Origin of the sequence: Tardiphaga sp., from assembly GCF_025356345.1 — a bacterium.
GTDB lineage: Bacteria > Pseudomonadota > Alphaproteobacteria > Rhizobiales > Xanthobacteraceae > Tardiphaga.
Window position 1 is genome coordinate 1 of the sequence record NZ_JANXTC010000339.1, and the last position, 3246, is coordinate 3246.

The following is a 3246-nucleotide window of genomic DNA, read 5'->3' on the forward strand; positions in this document are numbered from 1 at the left end:
CCACTTGATCACGGCACCATGGCGCTCGCGCAGGAAGTGCCAGGGTACGATGTTGGAATGATGCTCCATGACCGACAGTACGATCTCGTCGCCGGCCTTGATGTTCACGCCGCCCCATGACGACGCCACCATGTTCAGCGAATCGGTGGCGTTGCGGGTGAAGATGATTTCCTCGTGCCGCTTCGCATTGAGGAAATGCTGCACCTTGGTGCGCGAACCCTCATAGGCGTCGGTCGCGGCATTTGCGAGATAATGCAGGCCGCGATGGACGTTGGCGTATTCGGTCTTGTACGCCACCATCATCCGATCCAGCACGGCGTTCGGCTTCTGCGCCGAGGCGGCATTGTCGAGATAGACCAGCGGCTTGCCATAGATTTTCATCGCCAGCGCCGGGAAATCCTCGCGGACGAGATTGACGTCGTAGGAACCATTGGAGACGGCCGGATGCAGGGTCATGTTCACTCCCTTGCTGCAAGCCAGCGTTCGGCAGCGCCGATGGCCAGCTCGCGCAAATTATCATTGACGATCGACTCGATCGCCTCGCCGACGAAGGCCTGAATCAACAACGCCTGCGCCTGTTTTTCCGTCATGCCGCGGGCACGCAGGTAGAACAGCAGGCTGTCGTCAAGCGCGCCTGTGGTGGCGCCGTGGCCGCACTGCACGTCGTCGGCAAAGATTTCCAGCTCGGGCTTGTTGTCAGCCTCGGCCTCGTCCGACAGCAGCAGCGCCCGGGTCATCATCTTGGCGTCGGTCTTCTGCGCGGGCTGGTGCACATTGATGCGGCCCTGGAACACGGAATGGCCCTGGTCGTCGATGACCGCCCGGAACACTTCGCGGCTGCTGCAATTCGGTGCCACGTGGTTCATCACCAGCGTGGTATCGGCATGCTGGCGCCCATTGAGCAGATTCACGCCGTTGGTTTCGACCTTCGAATGCTCGCCGACGATATTGATCACCGCCTGATAGCGGCTGACAATCGTGCCCGTGTTCATGCCGAACGTATTGAAATGTGCGTTGTGGCCGACCGTGATCACCGACGAAGAGATGTTGAACGCCTCGCGGCTGTCCTCGGTAAGCCGAACATGGTCGAGCCGCGCACCGTCGCCGATGTGGATCACCAGCGAGTCGTGAACCTGGTAATTCCTGCTATCCTCGGCGCAGATATAGCTCTCCACCAGCGTGGCGGCGGATCCCTTGCCGAGTGCCAACAGCGAACGCGTAAACGTGGCCGATGGCTGACCGCCGCTGGTGATGTGAATCACATGCAGCGGCTGAGGCAGCTTGCTCCCATCGGCAATGGTGATGACCAGCCCGTCCGTCATCATCGCGCTGTTCAGCGCGATCATCGGGTTCGAGCCGTCCATCGCAAACAGCTGCGCATGAAGCGGCTTGTCATCGGCATCCAGCACGTCGCGCAAGGTTCGGATGCTGAGTCCAGCCTCGAGCTTGCCGAGATCCGAAAGTTTTGGCGCGAATACACCATCGACCAACACCAGCTTGCGCACGCCATCGATGGCATGCAGCTTCAGCGCATCGGCCGCGCGCGACAGCGCCGCGGCGTCGGGCGCCGCCGCCAGCGGCAGTACCGCGCGCATCAGCACGCGCAGGTCGGTGTATTTCCAGTCCTCGATCCGCCGATGCGGCAGCCCGGTTCCCTCATAGGCCTCAAAGGCCTGGCGGCGGGTATCGGCCACCTTGCCGGCGCCGGGCAGACGCGGGCACGCGAGGGCAAATGCCTCGCCGAGCGCCGTGCCGGGTTCTGTCTTCGCCAATGCTAAATTCATCTCATCATCCGTTCAGGCGCCAATCAGGCGGCCACATCTTCGAATTGTGCGTAACCGGTCGCCTCGAGCTCGAGTGCCAGCTCCTTGCCGCCGGTTTTCACGACCCGGCCCTTCGACATCACGTGCACATGATCCGGCACGATGTAGTTCAGCAGTCGCTGATAATGCGTGATCACCACCATGGCGCGCTCCGGCGAGCGCAACGCATTGACGCCATCGGCGGCGACGCGCAGCGCGTCGATATCGAGGCCGGAATCCATTTCGTCGAGAATGCACAGGCTGGGCTGGAACAGCGCCATCTGCAGCACTTCGTTGCGCTTCTTCTCGCCGCCGGAGAAGCCGACATTGACGCCGCGCTTCAGCATATCCATCGGGATGTTGAGCGAACCGGCGACCTCGCGGACCTTCTTGAGAAAGTCGGGCACCAGATATTCGGCCTCGCCCCGCGCCTTGCGCTGAGCGTTCAGCGCGGTGCGCAGGAAAGTCATGGTGGTAACGCCGGGGATTTCGACCGGATACTGGAAGGCCAGGAAAACACCCTTGGCCGCGCGCACGTCCGGCGCCATGTCGAGCAGATCCTCGCCCTTGAACAGGATCTCGCCGCCGGTGACTTCGTAGCCGGGCTTGCCGGCGATGACGTGGCTGAGCGTCGACTTGCCGGAACCATTCGGCCCCATGATGGCGTGGACCTCGCCGGCATTGACGGTCAGCGTCAGGCCGTGAAGGATTTCCTGTTCCTCGACACGAACCTGGAGATTTTTGACTTGGAGCAATGCGGTCATTCGTCTTTCCTCTATCGTCACTCCGAGGTGCGCGCCCTGCGCGCCAACCTCGAAAAATTCAATTCGTCGATTTCATCGGCCGAATAAAGCTGGCGAGGAACTGATTCAGGTCCCGCGCCTCTCTCGTGATTGTCCACGTCTTATCAATCATCTTAGCGAACTCGCCGCGGATCGCGACGAGTTCACTGAGGACGATTTGATCGAACGTCGCCATTATCCAACCGAGCCTTCCAGCGAGATCGCGATCAGCTTCTGCGCTTCCACCGCGAATTCCATCGGCAGTTGCTGCAGCACGTCCTTGACGAACCCGTTCACCACGAGGCCAACGGCCTCTTCCTGGCTGAGGCCGCGCTGCACACAATAAAACAGCACGTCTTCCGAGATCTTTGATGTCGTGGCTTCGTGCTCGAACAGCGCCGAGGAGTTCTTCGCCTCGATATACGGCACCGTGTGCGCGCCGCATCTGTCGCCAATCAGCAAGGAATCGCACGCCGTAAAGTTGCGAGCGTTGGTGGCTTTGCGGTGCGCGGTGACAAGGCCGCGATAGGTGTTTTGCGAGACGCCGGCGGCGATGCCCTTGGAGATAATGCGGCTGGTGGTGTTCTTGCCGAGATGAATCATCTTGGTGCCGGAATCGACCTGCTGGTGACCGTTCGAGATCGCGATCGAATAGAATTCGC

5 protein-coding genes are annotated in these 3246 nt (G+C 61.0%); all 5 read right to left on the reverse strand.

All coding sequences use genetic code 11. From position 1 onward, the window contains the following. Positions 1–456, reverse strand: a 456-nt coding sequence (locus Q0S16_RS20665; protein WP_295852374.1) for an aminotransferase class V-fold PLP-dependent enzyme, incomplete at its 3' end; no start/stop codon positions are given. Positions 457–458: 2 nt separating this feature from the next. Continuing rightward, the gene (sufD, locus tag Q0S16_RS20670; RefSeq protein WP_295852377.1) at positions 459–1784 is read right to left on the reverse strand and encodes a Fe-S cluster assembly protein SufD; all 1326 of its coding nucleotides are present in this window, start codon (positions 1782–1784) and stop codon (positions 459–461) included. A 23-nt stretch (positions 1785–1807) separates the two neighbouring features. Further along, entirely contained in the window at positions 1808–2566 is a 759-nt protein-coding gene (gene sufC, locus Q0S16_RS20675; RefSeq protein WP_295852382.1) for a Fe-S cluster assembly ATPase SufC, read from the reverse strand. Positions 2567–2624: 58 nt separating this feature from the next. Continuing rightward, on the reverse strand, positions 2625–2780 hold the full coding sequence (locus Q0S16_RS20680) for a hypothetical protein (protein ID WP_295852385.1): 156 nt from the start codon (positions 2778–2780) through the stop codon (positions 2625–2627). Next, positions 2780–3246: SufD family Fe-S cluster assembly protein (locus tag Q0S16_RS20685; protein ID WP_295852388.1), on the reverse strand; the 467-nt coding region annotated here is incomplete at its 5' end. The genes Q0S16_RS20680 and Q0S16_RS20685, both read right to left, overlap by 1 nt.